18 protein-coding genes are annotated in these 23,969 nt (G+C 44.7%); 16 read left to right on the top strand and 2 right to left on the bottom strand.

Annotated features, from left to right (window positions below; genetic code table 11):
- Positions 1-14: 14 nt before the first annotated feature.
- Both BK127_RS00700 and BK127_RS00695 read right to left on the bottom strand, forming a co-directional pair.
- A complete protein-coding gene (locus BK127_RS00700) occupies positions 15-1,013 on the bottom strand; it encodes an inorganic phosphate transporter (RefSeq protein ID WP_076227512.1) in 999 nt (332 codons plus the stop codon).
- Between the two features lie 27 nt (positions 1,014-1,040).
- Complete coding sequence (locus BK127_RS00695) at positions 1,041-1,661, bottom strand: DUF47 domain-containing protein (RefSeq protein ID WP_076227510.1); 621 nt, start codon at positions 1,659-1,661, stop codon at positions 1,041-1,043.
- 420 nt (positions 1,662-2,081) lie between these two features.
- Between BK127_RS00695 and BK127_RS00690 the strand changes: the two genes are divergently transcribed.
- The 16 genes from BK127_RS00690 (at position 2,082) to ftsL (ending at position 23,948) form a co-directional block, all read left to right on the top strand.
- Positions 2,082-3,389: an amidohydrolase gene (locus BK127_RS00690; RefSeq protein WP_076227507.1), complete on the top strand. Its 1,308-nt coding sequence runs from the start codon at positions 2,082-2,084 to the stop codon at positions 3,387-3,389.
- The gene (locus BK127_RS00685; protein WP_076227504.1) at positions 3,386-3,877 is read left to right on the top strand and encodes a cell wall elongation regulator TseB-like domain-containing protein; all 492 of its coding nucleotides are present in this window, start codon (positions 3,386-3,388) and stop codon (positions 3,875-3,877) included. The genes BK127_RS00690 and BK127_RS00685 overlap by 4 nt, the downstream gene beginning before the upstream one ends.
- A gap of 186 nt (positions 3,878-4,063) precedes the next feature.
- Complete coding sequence (locus BK127_RS00680; RefSeq protein ID WP_076227502.1) at positions 4,064-4,597, top strand: hypothetical protein; 534 nt, start codon at positions 4,064-4,066, stop codon at positions 4,595-4,597.
- Positions 4,590-6,095 carry an AAA family ATPase gene (locus tag BK127_RS00675; RefSeq protein ID WP_076227500.1) on the top strand — a complete coding sequence of 502 codons (1,506 nt, stop codon included), beginning with the start codon at positions 4,590-4,592 and terminating at the stop codon, positions 6,093-6,095. The genes BK127_RS00680 and BK127_RS00675 overlap by 8 nt, the downstream gene beginning before the upstream one ends.
- 188 nt (positions 6,096-6,283) lie before the next feature.
- Entirely contained in the window at positions 6,284-7,936 is a 1,653-nt protein-coding gene (locus tag BK127_RS00670; RefSeq protein WP_076227498.1) for an N-acetylmuramoyl-L-alanine amidase family protein, read from the top strand.
- 16 nt (positions 7,937-7,952) lie between these two features.
- Entirely contained in the window at positions 7,953-8,537 is a 585-nt protein-coding gene (locus BK127_RS00665; protein WP_076227496.1) for a GerMN domain-containing protein, read from the top strand.
- Between the two features lie 55 nt (positions 8,538-8,592).
- Entirely contained in the window at positions 8,593-11,358 is a 2,766-nt protein-coding gene (locus BK127_RS00660) for an S-layer homology domain-containing protein (RefSeq protein ID WP_076227494.1), read from the top strand.
- Positions 11,359-11,656: 298 nt separating this feature from the next.
- Positions 11,657-12,319 carry an endonuclease III gene (gene nth, locus BK127_RS00655; RefSeq protein WP_076227492.1) on the top strand — a complete coding sequence of 221 codons (663 nt, stop codon included), beginning with the start codon at positions 11,657-11,659 and terminating at the stop codon, positions 12,317-12,319.
- 42 nt (positions 12,320-12,361) lie between these two features.
- Positions 12,362-12,634, top strand: coding sequence for an NAD/NADP transhydrogenase alpha subunit (locus tag BK127_RS00650; protein ID WP_076228343.1), 273 nt, complete (start codon positions 12,362-12,364; stop codon positions 12,632-12,634).
- Positions 12,635-12,697: 63 nt separating this feature from the next.
- On the top strand, positions 12,698-16,390 hold the full coding sequence (locus BK127_RS00645; protein ID WP_076227490.1) for a dynamin family protein: 3,693 nt from the start codon (positions 12,698-12,700) through the stop codon (positions 16,388-16,390).
- 346 nt (positions 16,391-16,736) lie between these two features.
- Positions 16,737-18,584 (top strand): ABC transporter ATP-binding protein, encoded by a 1,848-nt coding sequence (locus BK127_RS00640; RefSeq protein WP_083689010.1) that lies wholly within the window; start codon positions 16,737-16,739, stop codon positions 18,582-18,584.
- Positions 18,585-18,616: 32 nt separating this feature from the next.
- Positions 18,617-20,425: an ABC transporter ATP-binding protein gene (locus BK127_RS00635; protein ID WP_076228340.1), complete on the top strand. Its 1,809-nt coding sequence runs from the start codon at positions 18,617-18,619 to the stop codon at positions 20,423-20,425.
- 232 nt (positions 20,426-20,657) lie between these two features.
- A complete protein-coding gene (locus tag BK127_RS00630) occupies positions 20,658-21,728 on the top strand; it encodes a DUF4349 domain-containing protein (RefSeq protein ID WP_076227488.1) in 1,071 nt (356 codons plus the stop codon).
- 114 nt (positions 21,729-21,842) lie between these two features.
- Positions 21,843-22,280 (top strand): division/cell wall cluster transcriptional repressor MraZ, encoded by a 438-nt coding sequence (gene mraZ, locus BK127_RS00625; RefSeq protein WP_076227486.1) that lies wholly within the window; start codon positions 21,843-21,845, stop codon positions 22,278-22,280.
- Between the two features lie 173 nt (positions 22,281-22,453).
- On the top strand, positions 22,454-23,416 hold the full coding sequence (rsmH, locus tag BK127_RS00620) for a 16S rRNA (cytosine(1402)-N(4))-methyltransferase RsmH (RefSeq protein ID WP_076227484.1): 963 nt from the start codon (positions 22,454-22,456) through the stop codon (positions 23,414-23,416).
- 94 nt (positions 23,417-23,510) lie between these two features.
- The gene (ftsL, locus tag BK127_RS00615) at positions 23,511-23,948 is read left to right on the top strand and encodes a cell division protein FtsL (protein WP_076227482.1); all 438 of its coding nucleotides are present in this window, start codon (positions 23,511-23,513) and stop codon (positions 23,946-23,948) included.
- Positions 23,949-23,969 lie beyond the last annotated feature (21 nt).

The following is a 23,969-nucleotide window of genomic DNA, read 5'->3' as shown; positions in this document are numbered from 1 at the left end:
AGCAGTTAGAAGATCTATACAAATAAAGCAATGATTTTGTAAATAAGAAATGAAAGTATCATCGAGATCGGAATGGTAATAATCCAGGTCATAACCATCTTACTAACAGTAGCCCATTTAACATCATGAAATCTCATGACCGTACCTGTTCCTATGATGGAGGAAGAGATAACATGTGTGGTCGATAACGGCATGCCAATGGCAGTTGAGGTTTGAATGATGATCGATGAATTCAAATCGGATGCGAAGCCATTGATCGGCTCAATCTTCAACAGACGGCTGCCCATCGTTTTGATGATTCTGTAGCCACCAATGGAAGTACCTAAGCCCATCGCGGTTGCAGCAGAAATTTTGACCCATAAGGGTACATCCAGATCCGTCTGGTAGCCAAGAGTAACAAGTCCAAACACCATAATTCCCATTGCTTTTTGTGCGTCGTTGCCACCATGGGACAACGAGAGAAGTCCAGCAGAAAAGATTTGAAAAAAACGGAACATCCGATTCATCTTGGATCGCGATTGATTGCCATTTACAATGATAAGCTTTCGAATGATCCACATGATCAGAAAGCCTGTGGCGAAGGCGATGATTGGCGAAAGGACCAGGATAATGACAATTTCTTTGAAGCCACTCCAGTTTAAAGCTGCAAAGCCCGCACCGGATATAACGCTGCCTGCCAAAGCTCCGATTAAGGTGTGCGATGATGAGGAAGGAATCCCGTAGTACCAAGTAATGAGGTTCCATATAATAGCTGTTAGCAGTGCAGCGATCAAAATTTCGACGCCATGCGGAATGGTTGCCGGATTAGCCACCTTGCCACCTACCGTTTTGGCAACCTCGGAGGAATATATCGCACCTATAAAATTTAAAACGGATGCAAAGATGATTGCGAATTTGGGTGTCAGGGCCCTGGTAGAGATAGATGTAGCAATCGCATTGGCTGTATCGTGAAACCCGTTGATAAAATCAAAGATGAGCGCCAAAGCAACAATGATTATTAATGTAGTTAACATAATTTCCTCCTAGCGATTTCACACAGCTTACGAATAACGCATAATGACGCTATCCAGAATGTTGGCTACATCCTCACAGGCATCGGTTGTTTCTTCAAGACGCTCATAGATTTCTTTTAGCTTGAAATCATGGTAGGGATCTTTGGGGTTCATAAAGATTTCTCGAATGCCTTCACGCATTAAACGGTCCGCATCATTTTCAAGTGAGTTGATTTGTACGGTGTGCTCACTGATTTGTAAATATTTTTTCTTGGACAGTAATTTGAACGAATCGAGAATATGCTGGCAGCTGGAAACGATTACGGCTGAAAATTCCTTCATATAATTATCACTTATATTAATATTCAAATAATCAAAACGCGCTATGGAGGCTTCAATACCATCTATAACATCATCAAGCTTGGATGCGAGTTCCATAATATCTTCACGATCGATGGGAGTAATGAACACTTTATTAAGACCCTTGTAAATTTGATGCGTGATTTGATCACCTTTGTGTTCCAATTCCTTTAATTGTGGATAGAAGGAAGCGGGTGGTTGATCTCCCATAACCGCAGTGCGAAACATTTGGGCGGCCTCAAGCGTGTTCTCTGAAGATTTCACGAGCAGTTGCAAGAAATCCGCATCATTTTTTTTGGCGAAAAGCATGGAATAGCCTCCTTAGAGTTTTGTGAAGCAAAACTAACTTCGTAAGCATGTACTTAAAGTTTTGTGAAGCAAAACTGACTTCGTAAGCATGTACTTGAGTTTTGTGAAGAAAAAATAAATTTATGAACATAAAATGAGTGATGCGAAGCGAACTGACTTCTATATTAACAATAAATTAATAATATACGAAGTATTTAGATTCATTATGTAGAATTTTGGCGATTAAAATTCACGCAAAATTAAAAATACCATATAGCAGTAACGGAATGCAATGATAGTTTATCCAATTCAAGATATGTTCATGAAAGTTCATTTATGTAAACGGTTATCTGGCTGCGAGGGTCTTCAATACTTGATTTTAAAACTTTGAAGTTGTACAGTAAAAGTTGAAGCTAAATGCGAGGAAGGATTCGGGTGACAATGACAAAAACAATCATAACGAATGGTGTATTTCTAACATTAAATGAGCAAAAACCAATTATTCAAGGCTATATGACCATTGAAAATAATTTGATTACTTACATAGGAGAAGATCTTCCACAGCCTCTTGAGCTGTATGACGAGCGTATTGACGGGTCCAAGAAGCTGTTTATGCCGGGTTTAGTTAACACTCATAACCATGCTGCGATGTCATTGCTGCGCGGCTATGGTGACGATCTCGCATTACAGGTGTGGTTGCAGGAGAAAATGTGGCCCATGGAAGGACAATTTACAGCTCACGATGTGCGCTCAGGCACACTGCTCTCCATTCTGGAAATGCTTAAAGGCGGAACGACTACATTTGTAGATATGTATGATCATATGAATGAAGTCGCGAAAGCTGTCGAGGAAAGCGGAATGCGTGCTGTCCTGACTCGTGGTGTTATTGGATTGTGTCCTCCTGACGTTCAAACAGCTAAGCTGGTAGAGGCAAGACAATTTGCACTGGATTGGCATGGCAAAGCTGGCGGGCGTATCACAACGATGATGTCTCCACATGCTCCTTATACATGCCCTCCAGATTATATTGAACGAATCGTAGCAGTAGCTCATGAGCTTCAATTGCCGATCCATACTCACATGTCCGAAACAGCACGTGAGGTTCAGGAAAACGTCGAACAATACGGAGCAAGACCTGTAGCTCATTTGGCCAAGCTTGGACTTTTCTCCAGACCGGCCATTGTTGCTCATGCAGTTCATCTGACAGATGAAGAGATAGATGTATTGGCCCAATATGATGTTAGGGTATCCCACAATCCAGGAAGCAATCTAAAACTGGCAAGCGGTGTGGCACGTGTACCCGAATTGCTCCGTAAGGGAATTAAGGTATCATTAGGAACTGATGGTCCTGCTAGCAATAACAACCTGGATATGTTTGAAGAAATGCGTCTTGCGGCTCTGATTCATAAAGGTGTGAGCGGAGACCCTGTAGCAGTTCCTGCTGAAGCGGCTATCCGGATGGGAACGTTGGATGGAGCTAAATCCATTTGGCTGGAAGACGTTGGTGCCCTTCAGCCTGGGATGAAAGCTGATTTCATCGCTCTGGATATTGATCAACCACACTTTTTCCCGAAAACCAACTTTGTATCTCATGTCATTTATTCGGCTTCCGCCAAAGATGTCAGCGATGTGTGGATTGATGGGCAGAGAATTGTGAAAGACGGCGTATGCTTAACCCTTGATGAAGAAAAAATACTCTACGACGCTCAAAGCTGCTTTGAACGATTAACTGGAGCTTCGGTGCAATGAAGATTAAAATAACAGCAGCAGCGGTGTTCGTTGCAGCCTTGTTGTTATTTCTCGGCGTATATTTCTATAATACGATTCAAGAAAAAGAATGGCAGATTCAACGTAATGCGGTGCAAACTGCTTACCAGAAAACGATTTTGGCACAAGTTACCAATGTGGAGAGATTTGTTGGAGAACAGCCATATACGATCATCTATGGGGAAGATAAGATAGGCCAAAAGCTGGTGGTTTGGGTAGGCGAGGATCAAATTTTCACACAAATGGCTGCTGATGGAATCGATGCTGAAAAAGCAAAGGCGCTAACTTTAAGCCGCCAGCCAACTGCCAACATCAAGCGTATGGTGCCTGGTGTGTGGAATGGCAATCTCGTGTGGGAAGTGTTCTATAAAATCGCTGCTGAAGAAACCAATCCTGACCGCTATTATTACGATTACTATTTGTTTAAAGATGGTACCTGGCTCGATACGTACCGTCTAAGTATTCAATAACTGCTCATGCCGCACAATTATAGGGGGGTAACTTCTATCATATAAAGTGCGGCTTTTTTGTTACATTTATAGTAATGTATTCGAATTTCCAACTAGTTTAGCTCTCACTTAGTATATAACATGTGATATACTAATAGTGTACAGGTTGACTGAGAATCTTGATTGGAAAGGGGACTGACTGCTTTTATGAAGCTGCGCTTATTGCCTTTATTAGTTAGTGTTACAATTTCAGCTACATTACTATTCGGCGGATGGTTTGCTTACCAGAGCTTTGCGATGGAAAATCCTTTGTCTGCAATTGTAAGCAGCACTCCTGGTGTAGAGCATGTACAAACTCGTATTTCAAGTGAAGCTGCCTTAATAGAATTAAAGCTTGCATCCGGGACAAGTCTTCGCGAGGTGTATAACCGAATTCAGAATGAAGGCTCCGGCTTGATCGGAAAAAAAGAATTAAAGCTGAAAGTAACGAATGAATCGACACCACGAATGGATCAATGGTGGTCTTCCGCTTTGTTCGATGTTGCTCAGGCTATGGAAACCAAGCAATATACACAAATCCCCAAAACATTACAGGCTCGTGCCCTTGATTCTGAAGGGTTAAAGGTTGCTACGGAAATGGACGACAAGTATGTGTATATATCTTTGACAGATGGTGATAAAAGCAAATATTTAATGCTTCCGCGTACGTCTGCCAAAATGGGAGTGTGGACAAATGGATAAAATATATAAAGAAATCATTATTGGTTTTGTGCCCGTATTGTTATTGTTCCTCGTTTTTATAGGAATAAACGCTATTCCGCTTATTTTTATGATTATTATAGTGGGAGCCCTATTCTATATGAACCGGATGCGCGGTGCCAGCATGGGAATAGGTGGTTCCGAACGCAAATCGCGTAATGTGACACCGAGCTATATGACTTTTGACGATATTGGAGGTCAACAGCGCGCCAAGACAGAGCTTCAGGAAGCTCTTGATTTCCTGATCAGGCATGATGAGATTGCCAAGCTGGGTATTCGACCGTTGAAAGGGATATTGCTGACAGGTCCTCCCGGAACCGGGAAAACGCTATTGGCCAAAGCAGCCGCACATTACACGAACTCGATATTTATGGCTGCATCCGGCAGTGAGTTTGTTGAAATGTATGTAGGTGTGGGTGCCAGCAGAGTCCGTGATTTATTTAAAGAAGCACGGGCCCGCGCAGTAAAAGAAAATAAAGAAAGTGCCATCGTGTTTATCGATGAAATTGATGTTATCGGAGGCAAGCGGGATGGTGGACAGCATCGTGAATATGATCAAACATTAAACCAGCTCCTGACCGAAATGGATGGTATTCATACGACGACTACGCCGCGGGTGTTGATTATGGCGGCAACCAACCGTAAGGAGATGCTGGATAGTGCCTTACTGCGTCCTGGTCGTTTTGACCGTCATATTGAAGTGGACTTGCCGGATAAAAAGGGTAGACTGCATATCCTGAATATTCATGCCAAAAATAAACCTCTTGCTGATACAGTCAATTTGGAGCAGATTGCGGAAGAAACGTTCCATTTCTCAGGGGCTCAGCTTGAAGGTGTGATGAATGAGGCCGCGATCTACGCTATGCGTCAGGAAGCCATTACGATTGATCAAAGCCATCTCTCTCAGGCAGTGGATAAAGTGATGCTCGGTGAGAAAACCGATAGAGAATCAACAAAGGAAGAGCGTGATCGGGTTGCCCTCCATGAATTGGGGCATGCGATCGCTGCTGAGGCGGTTCGTCCAGGCTCGGTATCCCAGGTAGCACTTAGTCCACGTGGGAAGGCGCTTGGATATGTTCGCCATAATCCGCAGCAGGACCAATATTTGTATACAAAAGAAAATCTGGAGCAGCAAATTATTATCGCTCTGGGTGGCGCGGTTGCAGAGGAGATGTTTTATGGTGGGCGCAGCACGGGGTCACGGAATGACTTTGAGCAGGCGCTGCACCTGGTTAGAACCATGATGGATTCAGGTCTGACAAAGCTTGGTATCATAGATCGTGAAATGGTGACTAAAGAAGAATTAATGAAAGAAAACTCGGCGATTCTGGACGAGCTTAATGTGAGAACAAGAGAATTACTGGAGCACCATAGAGTCGTATTTCAACAGTCCTTGCATATTCTTGTGAAGGAAGAAACGCTTTCAGGAGATCAATTTCGTCAGCTGTTGGAGCAGGCCAAGGTTCATATCGCGAACTAAACAAAATCATTACATAAGCCCAAAGTATACAGGCGCTGCCTGCAGCTTTGGGCTTATTTTGTCAGTTCACGAAACTTTTTTAAATTTTCACAGTCTAATTAAGTGTCGTAAATTGCCAAAAGTAGCAATGGAAATTCCAATTTCCTTATAGAACAAATATACATACATAAAATGAGTTGAGGTGTAGAATGAGAATTATTACTGCGTTGTTTTCCATGCTGCTATTGTCTCTCCTTCTTGTACCGATGATGAGCTATGCTACGGAGTCGCAGCCGCTCCAATTATTTCTCGATGGCAAACAGTTAACTACTGAGGTGGCACCACTTATTAACAAGGATAATAAAGTAATGGTACCCGTCAGAATCATTGCCGAATCACTAGGCTCGAAGGTACAATGGGAAGAGAAAATCCGTAAAGTGACTGTTAATAAGTCCAATATCAGTATTCAAATGTTTATTGATAAAAAGGAAGTTTATGTAAATAACAAAGCTGTTCAGTTGGATACAGCGCCTTCGATCGTAGATGGCAATGCCATGCTGCCTGTACGGTTTATTAGCGAGCAGATGGGAATTAAAGTAACCTGGGATGATCTGACGCGTTCTGTTTTTCTGTTCAATCAAGAAAGCGATAACAAAGGGACGACAACAGCTCCGACGCCAGTTGACAATATCTCCAAGGATAAGCCGGACAATAAAACGACGGACAAGCCTTCTATCAAACCGGATGATAAAACAATTGAAAAGCCTTCGAGCAAGCCGGACGGTAAAGCGACCGACAAGCCTTCGGAAAAACTAGGTGCTGATGGAAGTAAATCGGTAGATTCATCCAAGGATAAACCATCCGCGCAATCACCTGAGCCTAATTCATCTAATGCTGGCACAAAACCGGTAATTGCCAATCCTAATCAACCGCCTACTTATACTACGACAAGTGTAGAGGCTGGCGCCAAAAAGCCTGAAGCTGTAACTGTAATCCAATCCATCTCGATGGAGGGTGACCAGTTTGTTGTGAAAACAAGTGGAGGCAAGGCCATTCCTGATGTCACAACTACAGCGAATCCAAACCGAGTTCAAATTGATATACCTAATGGGCAGTTGGCTGCCGGGCTCAAGCTGAATTCCAATGGTGAAGGGACAATTACAGAGAAAAATGCGGCTGTCTCTCAAATTCGCTATTTGCTATTTTCCAAAGAATCATCTATCGTTAGAATAATCATAGATTTAAACAAAAAGATAGATTTCAAGGATTCTGCTAGCAGTTCGAGTACCCAACTGGTGTGGTCTTTATCTCCTGCCAAAGAACGATATACGGTTGTTATTGATCCTGGTCATGGTGGTAAGGATGGTGGAACTGTTTCCTTTACAGGCAGACATGAGAAGGAATTTGTGCTGGGAGTTGGAACAAAAGTATATAATTTACTATCCAAAGAGCCGAAAATTGAGGCTATACTCACTCGTAAAAATGATACATTTGTTGAGCTGCCTGGCCGTGTGTCTATCGCCAATGATGCCAAAGCTGATCTGTTTGTGTCTATTCATGGAAATTCAATATTAGGCAAAGAAGAAGTGAATGGACTTGAAACCTATTATTACACTGAACAAAGCCTGCCATTCGCCATACAAATGCATCAAAAGCTGTTGAAAGCTAGTGGATTTGAAGACCGAAAGGTGAAGCAAGAAGATTTTCATGTTATTAAAAATACGACCATGCCTTCGCTCCTGCTGGAGCTTGGTTTTTTGTCTAATAAAGCCCAAGAGAATACGATGTTTCAGGAAACTTTTCAAAATCAGGTGGCAGCAGCGATTGTGGCGGGTATTAAACAGCAATTGAGACTGGATTAGGGAGTGGGTAACGACAATGCAACACCGATTACTCAGGAATACAATCATTGGTATTGGCATGCTGGGGCTGCTGTCAGCTTGCGGACAAGCCAAGTCACCAGCAGAACAACCTTTGGCAAGTCCTGCAATGAGCAAACCACAGGTTACAAGCAGTAGTCCAATATCGGCACCATCCCAAGCTACACCACAGGCAACGCCTGCTCAGGACAACAATAAACAATTGAAAATTAAAGCTTATTATGGTGATGAGTCTGGAGAAAAGCTTGTTGAACAGGAAACGAATATATCCTATCAACAGGATGATGAGAAATATATGGCGGCGCTTAAAGCATTGAGCATGAGCTCTGATAGTAAAAATATTGCGCTATTCAAAGGTTTTACGTTCCATTCGGCAGCGGCCAAAAGTGGACTGCTTACGATCAATGTTACAATGGCTCCCGAGGCAAGACTTGGTTCAGGTGGTGAGGCTCTGCTGCTTCAAGCTTTGAAAAAAACTATTTTTCAATTCTCGGAAATTAATAATATTGAGGTTCTGGTAGATGGCAAATCGGTAGAAAGCTTAATGGGGCATATGGATCTACCGCATCCTATTAAGCGTTAAGTATAAAACATAATGAATGAATTATTATCCACATACGCCGGGAGGAACAACTTGCATGAACAACAAGCACAATTATTTGTCTATTAAAAAAATGACTGCCGGTTTGATGGCATTATCGGTAATCCTGAGCAGTCCAGCTTATGCTGCCGATCCTGTAATCACACCACCTTCAACTTCAACTACATCTAGCTCCTCGAATTCGGCATCAACAATTACCCAGTTTTCAGATGTAAGTCCACAGCACTGGGCTATTAAGCATATTACCAAGTTAGCCGCGCTTGGAATCATTCAAGGCTACGAAAAGGCAGAATTTCGTGCTGATAATTCTGTTTCCCAACAGGATGCGATTATTATGGCGTTACGTTTAATGGGTCTTGAAAATGAAGTGTTAAAAATTAAAACAGACACCGTGCTTGGTGGAATTGTGGTTGACAGCTATGCCAAACCTTATATCGCCTATGCGCTGGATAAAGGACTTATCAATTTCAAGGAAGAAACGGAAAGCCTTGGCACTAACAAAACAGCTTGGGGCTCTAGACCCGCAACACGGGAATGGGTGGCCAAAATTGTTATCAGATCCATTGGCAAAGAAACATTAGCTCAGCAGCAAGCCGCGAATGCATCCACGTTTAAGGATGCCAAGGACTTCTCTTCGTGGGCCGTTGGTTATGTGAATGCAGCTGTCTCATTGAAAATTGTTAACGGTATGGACGATAATAAATTCCAGCCTGCTGGCAGTGTCACGCGTGCACAAATGGCAACCTTTTTAAGTCGTGCGGATAAAGAATTAACACAACGCTCTGATAAGGTTGTTATTGGCTATGTAATGGGCATGAAGGATAATAAATTAACGATTCAAAATGATAAAGGGCAGTCCAGTGAGTATACGTTGAATGTAGGTACAGTTATTTATAATGCCAAGGATGACAGTCGTATCCCATCAACAACACTAAAGGAAACGAATCAGGTCTATATCATTCAATCACTTGGAGTCGCTTCTTATGTGGAATTAACGAATGATGAGGAAAAGATGGAGTCCTTTGAAGGTACTCTGGATACTTTATTTTTAAATCAAATGACCGTTGCCATTAATCAAGCTGGCACCAAAGTACTCAAGGAGCTTGCCCCTACCGTAACCGTCACGGACAAAGAAGGGCGCGGATTAAGCATTGGTACGATCCAGGCTGGCAGTCTCATTGAATTAAAACGTAATATGCTATTGCCGAATGCCAAAATCAGTCAAATTATTGTGAAGCAAGTACCATTAAGTAAATCAGCTGAAGGTACTGTGGTTAGTATCCAAAAGGAGCAGAACTCGATTACGTTCCTGGAACAAACCTCGGGACAAAATGAAACCTATCCGATTTCGTCGAAAACTTCAATCACGCTACCTGATGGTACCACGGTATCCGATTTTAGTAAGCTGCGGATAGGCGATATTGTTGGTTTTGAGGTTAAGACCAATGAAGTAACGGCAGTAACCATTCGTAAGCAGGCTGATATTACTACAGCTGTAACCGGTACATTAACCAGCCTTAGTTCAGACAAAAAGATTTTAACAGTGAATAAACCGGGGAGTTCGTTGGGCGCTTATTTTATTGCCGACAATGCACTTGTCACGATTGATGGTTTGCCTAATGCAGGTTTCTTTGATCTTGAAGTCGGTGACGAACTTAAGCTTGATTTGTTAAATGAAAAAATCGTGAAAGTAACGGTGACCAGTCGTTCGATTAATTTAATTACATTGGCCACTATCGTTAATTATGATGCTGATCTAAAGGCATTGACTGTAGTTAATGATAGCGGAACTTACAATGCTTATAAATTAACAGACAATACAGCACTTAAACTTTGGGGTTCTGAACTGCCATTATCCAACTTTGCCTCACAGTTTACGAAGGGGAAGAAAGTAGACCTCAAGGTATCCAAAGATAAAGTGCTTACGATCGAGCTAACCATACAGGTAGAAGGTACTATCACGCAACTTAACACTACAGCAAGTGAAGTGACATTAAGAACAAGTGGAGGTCAAAATACAACCTTCAAAGTACAGAGTGGTATTGGGGTTGATATGTATGGCAAGACAAATGCTCTGCTTACAGACCTGAAAGTGGGAGATACCATTCAGGGAAGATTTAATGGCAACCAGGATGTAATCAGTCAAATACTGTATAAAAAGACGGCGGTCTATAAAGTAATCACAACAAATGCAGACAGCAGACAGATTAGTGTTAAGGATGAGAGTGGTGTTTTGAATGTATTCACCGTTGACAATAATGATAAAATTACGAATCCTACTAAATCGACGCATAATTTTACCGATATTCAACAGGACGAGTTTGTCAAGGTTTCACTCACGGGAAATGTACTGGAAAAAGCCGTGATATTAAATACGCTTCGAGGCAAAGTCACAGCATTGGATACAGCTACTGGAACCTTGACGGTTCAAGAGCTTGCGACCGGAACGACGCAGGTTGTTCCCGTAGGACTTCAATTCGTGATCAAACAGAACGGTGTAGCGCTGGCTGCACTCAATGCAATAAAACCTAATGATCGGGTTGAAATTATTAAAGATGCAGGAGATAAGGTGCAAATTACTGTGGCTACCGCTTCCAAGCGGACCGTGGCCTCTTATGACAATGTGCTGAATCAACTACTGCTTAAGCCTAATGCAGCCGGAGATAAATCGACCTACAATTTCTTTGCAAAAGCATACTTGCATAAAGGCACTGCATCTGTAGCGGCCAATGCATTTGTCGAAAATGAAGAAGTGACGCTGTATGTACTGGACGACAAAATTATTGAAATCGAAAAGCAATAAAGCACGATCAGCTAAATAAACTTCGATAAGCAGGGTATCCTCCTTTCTTAAAGAGTAATGAGAGTTCCATAAGCATTTAAGCGCTTATGGAACTTTCTGCTAAACAAGCAAAGCTGACGCGTAATCGCTCTTATTTGCAAACGATGCTTCGACAAGTAGCTGTTTTTGCAGATTATTTTATTAAAAAAATAAAAATTCGATAAATGTTCGGTTTTTCTTCCATCTAAATATTGATTACTTTCCCGAGATTCGGTACACTACAATGTATATCATCAAACAAAGGACTGTTGGCCACTCCATGAACAAGAAGCAAGCCCGCAGCATACTTGATATTATGGCCAGTATGTTTCCGGATGCACATTGCGAACTGAATCACTCGAATGCTTTTGAGCTTACGATAGCTGTACTGCTATCAGCACAATGTACGGACGAGACCGTGAACAAGGTGACGGCTTCCTTGTTTCAAAAGTACAAACGTCCTGAGGATTATGTGGCGGTCCCGTTGGATGAATTGGAGCAGGATATTCGTCGCATTGGACTTTTTCGTAATAAGGCAAAACATATCCAGGCACTATGCAGAATGGTTCTGGAGAAATATGATGGTTTAATCCCGGAAAAGCATGAGCAGCTAGTTGAGCTGCCAGGTGTAGGTCGAAAAACGGCGAATGTAGTCGTATCGAATGCATTTGGCGTACCCGCGATCGCGGTTGATACTCATGTGGAGCGAGTATCGAAGCGCTTGGGAATGGCTAGTGAAGATGATTCTGTACTTGAAGTAGAAAAAAAGCTGATGAAGCTGGTTCCCAAAGAAGAATGGACGGATACGCACCATAGACTTATATTTTTTGGACGCTATCATTGCAAGGCACAAAATCCTCAATGCAGCATCTGTCCGCTATTGGATGTATGCCGCGAAGGAAAAAAACGTATGAAAACAGTCAGTAATAGGAAATCTATATAAGTGAATCATGAGACCAAGCAACCAAATAAGGATGGGATTAATATGAAATGTATCTCTGTGTATACGAATGATTTTGAAGTATTTTCTGATATTTATGAGAAGATCATTAATTTGAAGCTTGCTGACAATGAAGAAAAGCAAGTGGATGGCATTACTGTCATGGAGTCCGGCGAAGTGCCTGATAATTACCTGGAACGGATGAAAACAAAGCTAGAGGTTGTTGTTATGAAGGTTCGTGACAGGGATATTACAATTTTGCAGCATGGTAATTTGTTCGAAATTTTTATTCCGACTACTGAAAGTGTGGTACACTGAAAACCGAAGCCATTCGGTTTTTTTTGTTGTTTAGATGAACATTTTGCATTGGGGAGATAGAGAATGAACAGCGGAGTTTTACTTGAAGAAAACATGGAGAGTGCGATTCGTGCCTTGCTGACGAAGGTGCAGCAGACCGATGATAAGGAAAATGGGAAGAAGATCGAACAGCTTCTGCAAAAGATGGAGAGCGGGAGTTTGTATATAGCGTTTTGCGGGCATTTTTCAGCAGGCAAGTCAAGCTTGATTAATAAGCTGTGCGGACATCAGCTCCTGCCATCAAGCCCCATTCCCACCAGTGCGAATATCGTAAGGATCAGCAGTGGGGAATCTGGGGCGATTGTTGTCCATCGGGTCCATGAGGGGGATTTGCCGCCAAAAGTTCAGAAAGTGCCGCTTGACGAGCTTGCCGCCTACTGCCGCGATGGAGAAGCGATAGAAACGATTGAGCTGCGGTATCCACTGCCATTCTTAGGTGATCATGCATGTTTGCTGGACACGCCGGGAATTGATTCTACGGACGATGCTCATCATTTAGCGACCGAATCGGCACTGCATCTGGCAGATGTGGTGTTCTATGTGATGGATTATAACCATGTGCAGTCTGAAATTAATTTTGCCTTTACCAAAAAAATGAAGGAGTGGGGCAAGCCGCTCTATTTGTTGATCAATCAAGTGGATAAGCATCGGGATCAGGAGTTATCTTTTGCTGACTATCGAACAGGTGTAGCTGAGGCTTTTGCTAACTGGCATATTCAGCCTGACGGTATTTTGTATACTTCGGTTAAGGTGCCTGACCACCCGTATAGTGAATGGGGCAAGCTCGATTGGCTGCTTGAACGACTTATTGAGCAGCACGCTGCATTATCGGCTCTCAGTCTGGAGAAATCCGCGCAGCATCTGGCCAACATGCATGCTGCCAAAATAGCGGAGCGAAACGATACACTTAAAGAGCAGCTGCGTGCTCAGTTAGCTGCTGATGAAGAGCTGGAATCTGCACAGCTGCAATGGCTGGATATAAGTGAAAGAACTGCGCTTGCTGTAGCCAAGCCTGAGGAGCTGCGGACTGTATTACGTAAAGATACGACCGTTTTATTGGACAATGCCAATATAACACCGGCTGTTACCCGAGATCTGGCTCAAGAATACCTGAACAGCCGTAAACCTGGCTTTAAGGTGGGATTGTTTGCAGGAGCAGCGAAAACAGCGAAGGAAGTGGAACGTCGTTTGTTGGCGCTTCATCATGATTTTGCTGGTCAATTAGCTACTCAGGTGGAACGTCATTTGCAGCAGGCGCTTCATAAGGGAATGGAGCAAGCGATGGAGGTGACAAGGACCCTCGTAAGTGCGGATCTTATCAGGGAGACGATAGAACGTCTTCATGTTGAGGTGGAGTCGGAATGGATTGCTTCGCAGGTCAATACAGCGGCAGGCTTCAGCGGTGAGTATACCTTAAATTATATGAAGCAGCTTGCTGCGGAAATGAAGCTGCTTTATCGTAAGCGGGCATTTGAGCTGATCGATGAGCTGATGGCTATGCTGGCAGCGGCACAGGGACCGCAGCTGCTAGCTATGCGTGAGCAGCTCGATGCGCTGAACGGCCGCTTGGGCAGCCTGCGCGAGCTCGAGCGGCTGGCCGCAGCCGAGGCAGCCTACGCAGCAGCGCTCGCGGCGCCGCTTGCGGCAGTACACACGCCTGCGCCCGCGCTGCCGGACCCGGCGGCCGCAGGCGAGGCCGCACCCGGCGCAGCAGCAGCTCCGCAGGCTGCAGCTAACGCCGCAGGCGGTGCGCGCGCAGCGCTGGCGGCTGTTGCCGCCGCCAGCGGCCGCGCCACGCGCGAGGGCGCAGCGCCGCTCGCGCAGGGCGGGCATCGCGCCCGCCTGCAGAGCGCGGCGCAGCGGCTAACCGCCGGCGCGCAAGAGCTCGCGGGCTTGGCGCCGCTGCAAAGCATCAGCCGCTCCTTGCAGGAGAAGGCGGAGCGGCTGCAGCGCAACCGCTTCACGATTGCGCTGTTCGGCGCTTTCAGCGCCGGTAAATCCTCGTTCGCCAACGCACTGATCGGCGAACGTGTACTGCCGGTGTCGCCGAATCCGACGACGGCAGCTATCAACAAGATCATGCCACCGGAGCCGGAGAACGGCTGGCCGCATGGTACGGCCAAGGTACGGATGAAAAGCCGCGATAGCCTTGCGGATGACATTCGTTTTTCGCTGGAAATGCTCGGCATTCATACGACAAGCCTGCCTGAGAGCCTGTCGGCCATTCGTGGGTTATCCGCGGACCGCGTTTCAGCCAAAGGTAAGCCGCACTATACGTTCCTGAAAGCTGTGGAGAAGGGCTGGGGGGCTGTCGAGTCCGATCTGGGCAGTGAGCTGCGCGTAGATGCCGATCAGTTCGGTCTGTATGCGGCTGACGAAAGCAAATCGTGCTTTGTTGAGCTGATAGAGCTGTATTACTCCAATCCATTAACAGATCAAGGTATCGTTCTGGTAGACACGCCTGGGGCCGATTCGATCAATGCCAGACATACGGGTGTTGCCTTTAATTATATTAAAAATGCCGATGCCATCCTATTCGTTACTTATTATAACCATGCGTTTTCTCATGCGGACCGGGAGTTCTTGCTGCAGTTGGGCCGTGTTAAGGACAGCTTTGAGCTGGATAAAATGTTTTTTATCGTCAATGCTGCCGATCTGGCATCTTCGGGAGAAGAGCTGGAGGGTGTCGTTACGCATGTATCTAACAATTTGCAGCAGCACGGTATTCGTCACCCGCGGATTTATCCGATGTCCAGCTACTATGCGCTGGAAGGTAAGCTGGCTCAGGAGCAAGAAACCGTGCAGGCTTCCGGGATCTCTGCTTTTGAACAGGATTTTGTCCGTTTCTCATTGGGTGAGCTGACCGATATTGCGATTCGTTCCGGTCAGGCCGATCTGTTGCGTGCTGCCGATGTGCTCCAGCAGTGGATTGTGAGCGCACAGAGCGATGAACAGGGACGTCAGGCACGTGCGACTGCGATTCGCAAAGCATTAGGTGAAGCGGATGTCATGCTGAGAAATCAGGGAACGGAAGCAGAGGAGCGCGAACTGCTCAAGGAGATTGAAGAGCTGTTATATTATGTTAAGCAACGGGCTACGTACCGCTTTGGAGAGCTGTTTAATCTCGCCTTTAATCCGGCTGTCTTTCGTGAGGAAGGGCGGAGCGCCTTGGTTATTGCCGGTTCCGCATGGAATGATTTGCAGCAGATGATTGCATTCGATCTTTCACAGGAGGTACTGGCTATTACCCTAAGGATTGAAAATGCCATTCATAACCGCGCCGCAAAAAGAAGACAGCAGTGGCTGCAGGGTCTTGGCCAAGAGCTGGCCGCATTCCAGCCTTCGGACTATGAGGCAAGCGCATTTGAGACGCCGCAGGGCGCCGAAGCGTTCCGAGCCGAATCTATACAGCACAAATGGGTTGCTGGCTTTTACAAAAATGCGAAGCATTTCTTTGAGGGTGACGGTAAGCAGAATTTGCGTAAAGAGCTGGAGGCAGCACTTAACGCACCGCTAACGGTTTACATGACAGGACAGACGACCTGGCTGTATGCTGCTTATAGTGGACAATTGAAAATCTGGTACGAGGCATTAGCGGAACATATCCGTCAAGAGCTGCAGGAATATGCACAGGGCCAATTGCATGCTTTGGAAATGCCTGTTGATGTCGCAGCGCTGCAAAAAACGCATACCCAGCTGACTGCTTTTTTTGAATAATACGTTAAAATAAGGGTTCGGCAAATGGCGGCTGTTCGAAGAAGAACAGCTGCTTTTTGCTTATTTCGTGAAAGGGTTTACATATGGCGAAATTAGGTATTATTTGGGCGAGATAAGTGGATTGTTTCCCTATTTTGTGGGGATTCGAGGGTTTTTCTAAGTATAAGGACTATTATGAGAAAAGGGGTTGTTGCCGCTCTCTATGGATGGTGTTAAGATGCTTAAAAAAGCAAACGCTTTCGATTGTAAGCTTGTCCAATCGAAGGCCATTTTTACAAAGGTGGTCGTTCTCGGACTGCTTTGTTTAGAATGCCGTTTTGCAGCAGCACAACCTGAGGAGGGTAACATGGAAGTTTTCAAGCAGTTAAAGGAGTATTATTGGTCAGAAAAAAGATTTTTGGTGGCGTCGATCTTGTCTCTGATGACAGCCACGGCGCTGGGACTGGTTTATCCGAATTTGCTGCGGTATCTGATCGACGATGTGATTGCGAAACAGCAGTTTTCAGCGGTGCCATACCTTTCTTTGGTTGTGGTCGGTGTCATTACCTGTAAAGCGCTATTTCAATTTATGCATGGTGTGTTTAGCTCAAAGCTGGGTAACCATACCGCCTTTAATCTCCGAAATGCATTGTACAAGAAACTGCAGTACTTATCTTTTCAATACTATGACAAAGCAAGAACAGGGGACCTGATGTCGCGGCTAACGGCCGATTTGCAGGCTGTGCGCGATTTTATCGGATTTGGTTTTGTGCAAATATTAAATGTGGTGATGATGCTTACCTTTGGCTCCATTATGATGATGACGATCAATTGGAAGTTGACACTGATTACGATGATTTCAATGCCCTTTCTCGTATTTACGGCTATTCGTTTTGAAGGGAAAATTCATCCGGCTTTCCGTTCGGTACGTAAATCGATGAGTAACATGACCACTTCCGTACAAGAAAATATTACCGGTGTACGTACGGTCAAGTCGTTTGCCAGAGAGCCTTATGAAATCGAAAAGTTTTCTGAACGTAACGAAGATTACAAGCTGAATAACGTGACGACCTCAGGCATTTGGGCAAAATACTTTCCATTAATGGAATTGTTTGCGAATTTAAGTGTGGTTATCCTGCTGGGTGTCGGTGGTTGGATGGTCATTAACAGCAGTCTCACCTTGGGAGAACTTGTCGCTTTCTTCAGCTTGATGTGGTATATCATCGGGCCCATGTGGCAAATTGGATTTCATATTAATAACTTCACCCAATCGAAGGCAGCTGGAGAGCGGTTATTGGAAATCCTACATCAATACGTGCATGTGAAGAACAAGGATAACGCGGTGACGCTGCAGGCTGATCAAGTAAAGGGACATGTGAGGTTTGACCGGGTATCGTTTGCTTATACCGACCAACAGCCCGCTTTGCGGAATTTTAATGTCGATGCGCCAGCAGGCTCGGTTATAGGCTTACTCGGCGGAACAGGGTCAGGTAAATCGACTGTCATACAACTGCTGCTAAGAGCTTATAACGTCAAAGAAGGCTCCATTACGCTTGACGGCCGTGATATTCGGGATCTTACATTGGAAAGCCTGCGTGAGCATATGGCGATTGTATTTCAGGAAACGTTTCTGTTCTCCTCTTCGATACTGAACAATATTGCCTATGGGGTAAGAAATGTGTCCATGGAACAGATTATCCAGGCATCACGACTGGCCAAAGCACATGATTTTATTATGGAAATGCCACTCGGCTACGATACGATTGTTGGCGAACGGGGGATGGGGCTTTCCGGGGGTCAAAAGCAGCGAATTGCGATTGCACGTGCCCTGCTCAAAAATCCTAAAATCCTGATTTTGGATGATGCCACAAGTGCTGTGGATATGGAAACGGAACATGAGATTCAGCAGGGCTTTCAAGAGCTGATGAAGGGCCGTACGACCTTTATTATCGCCCACCGCATTTCCTCATTAAGGCATGCCGATGAAATTATTGTGCTGGACAAAGGCGTTATTGTCCAAAGAGGAACACACAAGCAGCTTATGCAGCAGGAAGGTCGTTATTTAGAAACGTATAAAATCCAGTTTGCTGACCAACCGCAGGAGGTAGAGCCGGAAGGTGGCATGAAACTGGAACCAACTTATATTCATGACGAAGCACAAGGGATTCGCCAGGCAGCCGCAACGGGTCAACATAATGGGGGGTATACGCAGTGAGTCAAGAGAGCAAATCAACAACGGCAAGCGGGATGGATGAGCAAACAGGCCAACGCTTCGTCTATCAGGATGATGAAGTATTGGATAAAGAATTTGATTGGGGACAGGTCAAACGGCTGGGCAAATATCTGAAGCCTTACTCGAAACAAATTCTTCCTGTTATTATCACGATGATGATTGTCGGAGCACTGACGAAGCTGTTTAATCCGCTGCTGATTGCTTATGCTATCGATAATGCGCTGCGTGAGGGAGGCGATCCTAAGCTGCTGATTCAGTGTGTGGGCGGAATGCTGCTCCTCTACATCATTCAGTGGGCAGCCAACACGTACCGGATTCGATTTACGAATCAGATTGGACAAAAAGTGATTTATGATTTGCGGCACGATTTGTTCAGTCATATCCAGAAGCTTTCCTTCAAGTTTTTCGATAAACGTCCGGCTGGCTCTATCCTGGTACGTATAACGAACTACGTGAACTCCTTGCAGGATTTATTCACGAACGGTGTCGTCAACCTTTTGATGGATTGTGTACAATTGGTCGGTATTATTTTCATATTGCTGTATTTCAATATCAAGCTGGGTGCGGCGATTATTGTAACGGTTCCGATCATGTTTTTCATTTCCACCAAGCTTCGGGTGCATATCCGGCGTTCGTGGCAGGTTGTACAATCCAAGCAGTCCCGGATCAATGCCCATTTGAATGAATGTATTCAAGGGATTAAGGTGACTCAGGCATTTGCGCAGGAAAAAGAGAACATGTCCTTTTTTGATCATATGAATTTAAGCAATCATAAGTCGTGGAATCGGGCATCAACGCTCAATCAGTCGTTTAACCCTATTATCGAAGTAACGGGAGCGATTGGCTATTGTATTTTGTTCTGGTTCGGAGCGCATTTGATTCAATCCCAGGAAATTACAGTTGGCTTGCTTGTTGCTTTTGCCACTTATATTGGATTCTTCTGGGAGCCTATCAACCGTCTGGGGCAAATGTATTCACAAATGCTGATCGCTATGGCATCATCTGAGCGTATTTTCGAATTTATCGACGAAGAGCCCAATGTACCTGAAGCATTAAATGCCAAAGAACTACCAAACGTTCTCGGGGATATTGAATTGAAGCAGGTTGAATTTGAGTATGAACCAGGCCGCAAAGCGCTGAAGGGAATCGATCTCAGTGTAAAAGCAGGTCAATCCATTGCATTAGTTGGTCATACGGGATCTGGCAAAAGCACCATCATCAATCTCTTATGCCGGTTCTATGATAGCACGGGTGGCAGTATTACGATTGATGGACACGATATTCGTGATGTGACGGTTTCGAGCTTGCGCTCGCAAGTGGGGATTGTGCTTCAGGACACCTTTATTTTTTCGGGCACGATTCGTGATAATATCCGTTTTGGCAAGCTGAATGCGACTGACGAAGAGGTGGAATTTGCAGCGAAGGCTGTTCGTGCGCATGATTTTATCGTTGATATGCCGCAGGGCTACGATACGGAGGTGCAGGAGCGGGGTAACATGTTATCCATGGGTCAAAGACAGCTGATCTCCTTTGCAAGAGCGCTACTTGCCGACCCACGTATTCTGATTCTGGATGAAGCTACTGCCAGTATTGACACCGAAACCGAGCTGAAAATTCAGGAGGCACTTAAAACGCTGCTTGCTGGCAGGACCTCCTTTATTATCGCTCACCGTCTTTCGACAATTCGTAACGCCGACAACATTATTGTGCTGGACCATGGTGTGTTGATGGAGCAGGGAAATCATGATGATTTAATGAAGCAGCAGGGGATCTATTATGGTTTAATTCAAGCACAGTATCGTTTTCTGAAGGAAGTAGGCTAAGATATACGATCCTTGGTGAGCAGCTTGGAAGCTGTTTTCAGGTTGGATGGTTCATACATTTGAAATGGAGGCCTGCGGGCCTCTTTTTAATTGGAACTCGATGTATTTTTTTGAATATCCAACAGAGTGCAACAAACCCACATTCTCCCACGTTTAGAAGATAACTAGGCTCGCGGTACTTATTGCGAAGTGATGTTGCTTTGATTCCAAAACAAATATGGGGGGAATCTGAATGGAACGAAATCAAGACAAGAGCTTGAAGAAGATGAGGGCCAAACACTGGATCCTGGCTGCACTTCTGGTTGTTCTGCTGAGCGGCTGCTCGGCTGCCAGAGAGAAAGGCGAATCCACCGCTTCCGCACCGGGAGCTGCTTCGAGCGCTTTGACGGAACAAAAATCGGATATGCTTGCAGCTCAACCTGCAGGTGACGCGGCGGCACCAGCCATGATGGACACGAACTCGGCGGCAAAGGAAAAAGCGAGTACAGCTAAACCAGCCGACAGCTTCAACGGAAATGCCTTGGGTGACATCGCAGTCGAACGGAAAATTATTTACAAAGCGAATATAACGATGCAGGTTGATAAATATGAGGAAGCACAGGCAAAGATCGAGTCCGCAGTGAGCCAGGCGGGCGGTTACATTTTGCAATTCAATGAGAATGAAAATAATTATGAAAAAAGCGGAATGTTCATCATCAAGGTACCTGCGAACGGCTTTCAATCCTTAATGAAGCAGTTGGAAACAATTAATCCGTCTGCGAAAAAAAATATGCAGGGACAAGATGTTTCCGAGGAATTCGTCGATCTGACCTCCAGACTGAAGGCCAAGCAGGTGGTAGAGAGCCGATTGATCGCATTTATGGAAAAGGCATCGAAAACCGACGAGTTATTGGCATTTTCCAATGAGCTGGGCAAAGTTCAGGAGGAAATTGAACGCATTAAGGGCCGGATGAGATACCTGGAGCAAAATGTATCGTACTCAACGATTGAAGTCAGGCTTGCCCAGAAGCTGGGATCAGCCGCCGTTATTCAGGCTAATGACCGCGGACCGTTGTTCCAACGAATGGCTTCCGCACTAAATGAAAGTGCTGTCGTTCTGACGGTTGTTTTTGAATGGCTCATTGTTGCTGCAGCCGCGGTGCTGCCTGTTGCCCTTGTTCTCTTTTTGATTCTTCTCCCGATTGTCGTTGTGAGGCGCTCCAGAAAGAAAAAAATGATGGAAATTCGTAAAAAGCTTACAGAAGAAAATGGGGAAGTGCAGCCTGATTTGTCACAGGATAGCACTGTAGAAGATAAATCATAAATAAAAAAATTTATGGTCATCCTGCTAATAAGCAGGATTTTTCTTTTTTCTAGAGAATTAAACTATACAAAGTGGTGGGAAGTGGGGTAAAGTGGTGAAAAGGGGTGAAGGTATATGTTCATGGGCGAATTTCAGCACAGCATCGATGAAAAGGGTCGTATCATTGTGCCAGCTAAATTTCGCGAATCCCTTGGAACAACCTTCATTGTCACTCGAGGCTTGGATCAATGCTTATTTGTATACCCTATGGAAGAATGGGTGGTGCTTGAGCAAAAGCTGAAATCTTTGTCACTCATGAAGTCGGACGCCCGTGCCTTTAGTCGGTTCTTTTTCTCCGGTGCCGGAGAATGTGAATTGGATAAGCAGGGCAGAATTAATTTGCCAAATAACCTTGTTGAATATGCCAAATTGGATAAAGATTGCGTCGTTATCGGTGTTTCCAATCGTGTTGAGATTTGGAGCAAGCCAATATGGGTAAACTATTTCCAGCAATCGAGCGATTCCTTCAACGAAATAGCCGAAAAGCTTGTTGATTTTAACTTCGATCTCTAGCCATTGAAAACAAACCATGTTTACGAAGTTTTGTTATGCAAAACTCAGTAATGCTTACGGAGTAAGTTTTGTTAGCTAAACTCAGTAACGCTTACGAAGTATGTTTTGCTGCGCAAAACTCAGTAACGCTTACGAAGAAAGTTTTGCCAAGCAAAACTCTTAGGAGGGTAACGATGTTTCATCATATTACTGTATTGAAGCAAGAAGCTGTAGAAGGATTGAATATTAAGCCAGATGGCATTTATGTGGATTGCACACTAGGCGGTGCTGGACATAGCTACGAAATTGCTTCTCGTTTGAGCAGCGAAGGGTTATTGATCGCTTTTGACCAGGATGATGCAGCCTTGGATAATGCCAAAGAAAGACTTGCGCCTCTGATGGATAGGGTCAAGCTTGTGCGAAGTAATTTTCGTTTTTTGGAGGAACAGCTGAAGCTCGATTCTCGAGTTATGAAAAGCGGCCAGCCGCAGGTTGACGGGATTTTGTTTGATCTGGGCGTTTCATCTCCCCAACTGGATGAAGCAGAACGAGGCTTCAGCTACAACCATGATGCTGAGCTGGACATGAGAATGGACCGTACTGCGAAATTGACTGCAAGAGAGATTGTTAATGACTGGCCAGAGCAGGAAATCATCCGTATTTTGTTTGAATACGGAGAAGAAAAATTTGCAAGGCGTATTGCCGGAAAGATTGTTGCGGCACGAGCTAAAGGTCCTATTGATTCGACGGGTCAGCTTGTTGAGCTAATAAAGGAAGGTATCCCTGCAGCAGCAAGACGTAATGGACCTCATCCAGCCAAACGCAGCTTTCAGGCCTTGCGTATAGCTGTTAACGATGAACTGGGTGTGTTTGAAGAAGCGTTGGAGCAATCGATTCGCTGCTTGGCGCCTGAAGGTAGAGTGGCAGTCATCACCTTCCATTCGCTGGAAGATCGAATTTGCAAACAAACCTTTGCCAAATATGTCGAGCGTTGTACATGTCCAGGTGATTTTCCGATATGTGTGTGCGGTACCAAAGGGATTGTGAAGCTTATTAACCGTAAGCCTATAGAAGCTAGTGTTGAAGAACTGGATGAAAACTCCAGATCGCGTTCAGCCAAGCTAAGAATCGCTGAAAAACTACATAGCCAGGGTTAACATGAAAAAGCTGCTGCTCAAATTTACGTCGAATGGGCCTCGATAGAGGTTTTCTATATCAAATACTTTACTTAGTGAAGGAGGAAATATCTCAATGCCTGCATACATGCACGGAAGTTCGGCAACTCAACCACGTCCCGCACAGAAAGAAAAGGTTACAGTTAAGGAAACCAAGAGGGTCGTTTACCGGAATAGATCACTTCCGGTTCAGGAGAAGCTTCTCTATTTATTCACTGTATTAGTCTGCGTAGCGGTGGCTAGCCTGATTATTTGGCGCTATGCGCAAATCTATGAAATGAACACAAAGATTTTGAAGTTCGAGACCGACATTCAAAAGCTGCAGGCGGAGAATAGTGTGTTAAAGCATAAAGTGGAAGCTTTATCGAGTCCGGATCGTCTAAGAACTGAAGCTACCAAAGTTGGTTTGGTCCCACCTGAAGACAAACAGATTAGCAAAGTGTCCCTTAAAGAACCAAAAGCTCCATCTAATGCGACTGCAGTGAATCAAAAAACGACGGATATCGCCCCTTAATCATCTATGATATGAATGGGA

The organism is Paenibacillus sp. FSL H7-0331, assembly GCF_001956045.1.
Note: the sequence above shows the minus strand (reverse complement) of the source record. Positions and strands in the feature narration are given on the sequence as shown.

What these genes read in the sequence shown, in the direction of transcription:
- BK127_RS00700 (WP_076227512.1), bottom strand. Translation starts at nt 1,013, where the DNA reads ATGTTAACTACATTAATAATCATTGTTGCTTTGGCGCTCATCTTTGAT.
- BK127_RS00695 (WP_076227510.1), bottom strand. Translation starts at nt 1,661, where the DNA reads ATGCTTTTCGCCAAAAAAAATGATGCGGATTTCTTGCAACTGCTCGTG.
- BK127_RS00690 (WP_076227507.1), top strand. Translation starts at nt 2,082, where the DNA reads ATGACAAAAACAATCATAACGAATGGTGTATTTCTAACATTAAATGAG.
- BK127_RS00685 (WP_076227504.1), top strand. Translation starts at nt 3,386, where the DNA reads ATGAAGATTAAAATAACAGCAGCAGCGGTGTTCGTTGCAGCCTTGTTG.
- BK127_RS00680 (WP_076227502.1), top strand. Translation starts at nt 4,064, where the DNA reads ATGAAGCTGCGCTTATTGCCTTTATTAGTTAGTGTTACAATTTCAGCT.
- BK127_RS00675 (WP_076227500.1), top strand. Translation starts at nt 4,590, where the DNA reads ATGGATAAAATATATAAAGAAATCATTATTGGTTTTGTGCCCGTATTG.
- BK127_RS00670 (WP_076227498.1), top strand. Translation starts at nt 6,284, where the DNA reads ATGAGAATTATTACTGCGTTGTTTTCCATGCTGCTATTGTCTCTCCTT.
- BK127_RS00665 (WP_076227496.1), top strand. Translation starts at nt 7,953, where the DNA reads ATGCAACACCGATTACTCAGGAATACAATCATTGGTATTGGCATGCTG.
- BK127_RS00660 (WP_076227494.1), top strand. Translation starts at nt 8,593, where the DNA reads ATGAACAACAAGCACAATTATTTGTCTATTAAAAAAATGACTGCCGGT.
- nth (WP_076227492.1), top strand. Translation starts at nt 11,657, where the DNA reads ATGAACAAGAAGCAAGCCCGCAGCATACTTGATATTATGGCCAGTATG.
- BK127_RS00650 (WP_076228343.1), top strand. Translation starts at nt 12,362, where the DNA reads ATGAAATGTATCTCTGTGTATACGAATGATTTTGAAGTATTTTCTGAT.
- BK127_RS00645 (WP_076227490.1), top strand. Translation starts at nt 12,698, where the DNA reads ATGAACAGCGGAGTTTTACTTGAAGAAAACATGGAGAGTGCGATTCGT.
- BK127_RS00640 (WP_083689010.1), top strand. Translation starts at nt 16,737, where the DNA reads ATGGAAGTTTTCAAGCAGTTAAAGGAGTATTATTGGTCAGAAAAAAGA.
- BK127_RS00635 (WP_076228340.1), top strand. Translation starts at nt 18,617, where the DNA reads ATGGATGAGCAAACAGGCCAACGCTTCGTCTATCAGGATGATGAAGTA.
- BK127_RS00630 (WP_076227488.1), top strand. Translation starts at nt 20,658, where the DNA reads ATGGAACGAAATCAAGACAAGAGCTTGAAGAAGATGAGGGCCAAACAC.
- mraZ (WP_076227486.1), top strand. Translation starts at nt 21,843, where the DNA reads ATGTTCATGGGCGAATTTCAGCACAGCATCGATGAAAAGGGTCGTATC.
- rsmH (WP_076227484.1), top strand. Translation starts at nt 22,454, where the DNA reads ATGTTTCATCATATTACTGTATTGAAGCAAGAAGCTGTAGAAGGATTG.
- ftsL (WP_076227482.1), top strand. Translation starts at nt 23,511, where the DNA reads ATGCCTGCATACATGCACGGAAGTTCGGCAACTCAACCACGTCCCGCA.